Source organism: Pseudomonas sp. GM50 (assembly GCF_000282375.1).
Classification (GTDB): Bacteria; Pseudomonadota; Gammaproteobacteria; order Pseudomonadales; family Pseudomonadaceae; genus Aquipseudomonas.
Window position 1 is genome coordinate 1 of record NZ_AKJK01000033.1, and the last position, 3247, is coordinate 3247.

3 protein-coding genes are annotated in these 3247 nt (G+C 62.2%); all 3 read left to right on the forward strand.

The features are described from left to right. The first annotated feature begins 92 nt into the window (after window positions 1-92). Window positions 93-824 carry a response regulator gene (locus PMI30_RS23990; protein WP_008006907.1) on the forward strand — a complete coding sequence of 244 codons (732 nt, stop codon included), beginning with the start codon at window positions 93-95 and terminating at the stop codon, window positions 822-824. Next, window positions 814-2283 carry an ATP-binding protein gene (locus PMI30_RS23985; RefSeq protein WP_008006908.1) on the forward strand — a complete coding sequence of 490 codons (1470 nt, stop codon included), beginning with the start codon at window positions 814-816 and terminating at the stop codon, window positions 2281-2283. Before PMI30_RS23990 ends, PMI30_RS23985 begins: the two co-directional genes overlap by 11 nt. A 264-nt stretch (window positions 2284-2547) precedes the next feature. Continuing rightward, window positions 2548-3247, forward strand: a 700-nt coding sequence (locus tag PMI30_RS23980; protein WP_008006909.1) for an AGE family epimerase/isomerase, incomplete at its 3' end; no start/stop codon positions are given.

Genomic DNA, 3247 nt, shown 5'->3' on the forward strand with positions numbered 1-3247 from the left:
GGCTTGCCCGCGAAGGGGCCGGAACAGACACCATAGATCCACGATCGATCAGGCATAATCCTCCACAACACATACAACAAGGACGCCGCCCCGTGAGCTCAGTCAACAAGTCGATTTTGTTGGTCGATGACGATCAAGAGATACGCGAGTTGCTGGACACCTACCTGACCCGCGCCGGTTTCCAGGTCCGTACCACGCCCGATGGTGCAGGGTTTCGTCAGGCCTTGAACGAGGCGCCGAGCGATCTGGTGATTCTCGACGTGATGCTGCCGGACGAAGATGGCTTCAGCCTCTGCCGCTGGATCCGCCAACACCCGCGTCAGGCCCATGTACCGATCATCATGCTCACCGCCAGCTCCGACGAGGCCGACCGTGTCATCGGCCTGGAACTGGGCGCCGACGACTACCTCGGCAAACCCTTCAGCCCGCGTGAATTGCAGGCGCGCATCAAAGCCTTGTTGCGCCGCGCGCAGTTCGGTCAGGAGCGTTCCGGCAGTGAAGTGCTGGCCTTCGATGACTGGCGGCTGGACATGGTCAGCCATCGGTTGTTCCACATCGACGGCGAGGAAGTGATTCTCTCGGGCGCCGATTTCGCGCTGCTGAAACTGTTCCTCGATCATCCCCAGGAAATCCTCGACCGCGACACCATCGGCAACGCCACCCGTGGTCGTGATTTGATGCCGCTCGATCGCATCGTCGACATGGCGGTCAGCCGTTTGCGGCAGCGCCTGCGCGACACCGAAAAGCCGCCACGGCTGATCCGTACCGTGCGCGGCAGTGGCTACCAACTGGCAGCCAACGTGGTTGCCAGCAATGGTCACTGAGTTCCTGCGCAAGCTCGCCGGGCGGGTGCCGGTACCGCGCTCGCTGCTCGGGCGCATGTTGCTGCTGACCTTGCTGGCGGTGCTGTTCGCCCAGACACTGTCGAGCGTGATCTGGGTGTCGCAATTGCGCGCCACGCAGCTCGAAGGCCTGGTCACCAGTGCCCGCAGCCTGGCCCATTCGATGACGGCCAGCGTCAGTTATTTCCGCTCGTTGCCGGTGGCGTTCAGGCCGCTGGTACTCGATCAGTTACGCAGCATGGGCGGCACCCGGTTTGTGGTGACGCTCAACGACAAACCCTTGGGCATGGAAGTGCTGCCGATCACCCCGCGCAAAGCAGCGGTGCTCAAAGCGGTGGACGAAGTGTTACGCCAGTCGCTGGGTCAGGACATCGACATCTCGGTGACGTTCGTCAGCCCCGAAGACCTGCGGATTTTCAACGGCGGCTTGAAGCTCGATGAGTTGCCGCGCTCCTGGGCGCATTACGCACTGACCCTGGAACCGGTGAACCCGCCAGTGCTGGTCACGCAAATCCAGATGGCACCGGGCGAATGGCTGTACATCGCCTCACTGTTGCCCGAGCCCTACACCAGTCTTGAAGAACAAGGCCTGCCGGCGCAGCAGGTCTGGTTCATCGTGCTCACCAGCGGTTTCTTGCTGCTGTTCATCGGCCTGCTGGTGCACTGGCAGAGCCGACCGCTCAAGCGATTGGCCCGCGCGGCGCGGGACATGTCCTTGGGCGCCGAAGTCGAACCGGTGGCCGAGGGCGGCGGCAGTGAAGTGGTGGAGGTGGGCCGCGCCTTCAATGCGATGCGCGAGCGCATCAGCCGTTACCTGACCGAACGCAGCCAATTGTTCAGCGCGATTTCCCATGACTTGCGCACGCCGATCACCCGGTTGCGACTGCGGGTGGAATTGCTCGAAGACGAAAAGCTGCAAGCCAAGTTCGGTCGCGATCTGGATGAGCTGGAGTTGCTGGTCAAGGGCGCGTTGCAATGCGTGAAAGACACCGACATCCACGAAAACATCGAACCGGTGGACCTCAACCATGTGCTCGACTGCCTGGTGGAACCGTATCTGGCACCCAACGGCAATGGCCGAGTGACTCAACATGGCCGGGCGCTGGCGCCGTATCCCGGTAAGCCATTGGCGCTCAAGCGTTGCATCGGCAACCTGATCGACAACGCCTTGAAATATGGGCAGAACGCGCATCTGCACATCGATGACGACGAGAGCGCGTTCGTCCTGCACGTCGATGATGAAGGGCCGGGCGTGCCGGAGCAGCGGTTGGAGCAAGTGTTCGAGCCGCACTTTCGCTTGGCCGGGCAGCAGCAGGGTTATGGCCTGGGGCTGGGGATAGCACGCAACATTGCCCACAGCCATGGCGGTGAAGTCAGCCTGCAAAACCTGCGTGACGGCGGGTTGCGGGTGACGTTGCAGTTGCCGCGTAGTGTTGATTAGCCTGTGGCGAGGGGGCTTGCCCCCGTTGGAGTGCGAAGCGCTCCCAGAGCCGTCACCACGGTTCACCTGAAGGAGCGAGCTGGCAGGTTTTCACGACTGCTTCGCAGCCGAACGGGGGCAAGCCCCCTCGCCACAAGTAATCACTCACCCCAACATTTGAGCAAATGTCACAACTCGGTGACATAACTCGCCCCCTTCGTTACCTGCCCGCCACCGCCCATTGTTTAGACTGCCCCCAGTCATAACAACAAAAAAGGTCTTCCCATGGACACTTTCCAACCCGCCTTCAGCAGTTGGCTGAACGCGCCTGCCCATCAGCAATGGCTCGCCACCGAAGGCCTGCGCCTGCTGGCATTCGCCAAGGCTGCAAAGCTTGCCGAAGGCTTCGGCAATCTCGATGAAAAGGGTCGCCTTTCGGCCAACGCGCAAGCCGAAACCATGAACACCGCGCGCATGACCCACAGCTTCGCCATGGCCCACATCCAGGGCCTGCCGGGTTTCGCCGAGCTGGTGGATCACGGCATCCAGGCCCTCAGCGGGCCGCTGCGTGATGCCGAACACGGAGGCTGGTTCGCCACGCCCGAACACCGCGACGGCAATACCGGCAAAGCCGCTTACCTGCATGCCTTTGTGGCATTGGCCGCGAGTTCTGCGGTGGTCGCTCAGCGCCCCGGCGCACAAGCGCTGCTGGACGATGCAATCCATATCATCGACACGCATTTCTGGAGCGAGGAGGAGGGCGCCATGCGCGAATCCTTCAACCGCGACTGGAGCGTCGAGGAAGCCTATCGCGGCGCCAACAGCAACATGCACGCCACCGAAGCCTTTCTCGCCCTGGCCGATGTCACCGAGGACAACCGCTGGCTGATTCGCGCCCAGCGCATCGTCGAGCGCGTCATTCACGATCACGCCGCGGCCAACGATTACCTGGTGGTCGAGCATTTCGACCGCGACTGGCAGGCGC

Excerpts from the sequence above, each read along its gene's own strand:
- PMI30_RS23985 (WP_008006908.1), top strand. The coding sequence starts at position 814 with ATGGTCACTGAGTTCCTGCGCAAGCTCGCCGGGCGGGTGCCGGTACCG.